Here is a 251-nt window from a genome sequence, read left to right on the forward strand (position 1 = left end):
TGCTTGGGCAGTATGGGTTGGTGCTAGACAATGTCAAATTGCCGCTGACGCGCTATCAGGTCCTCGATGGCTACTGGCGACCAGATAGCAATGCAAACAGCAACGTAAATAATGTGCCTCCTCAAGCCAATCCCCAAGCCAATTTTAGCTTGGATAAAGTGCCATTGGCATTGCCCGCCAGTATTGAGCCATTTGTAAAAGCCTTATTAATTAAGTCAAATAGCATTGTTATTTATTGGGAAGATATCGCC

At 45.0% G+C, this 251-nt stretch carries 1 protein-coding gene; it reads left to right on the plus strand.

Annotated elements, in window-relative coordinates:
* On the plus strand, positions 1–251 hold a 251-nt coding region (locus tag AAEZ02_RS23075), incomplete at both ends, for a hypothetical protein (protein WP_351125498.1).

Source organism: Shewanella sp. T24-MNA-CIBAN-0130 (genome assembly GCF_040310185.1).
Classification (GTDB): domain Bacteria; phylum Pseudomonadota; class Gammaproteobacteria; order Enterobacterales; family Shewanellaceae; genus Shewanella; species Shewanella psychromarinicola.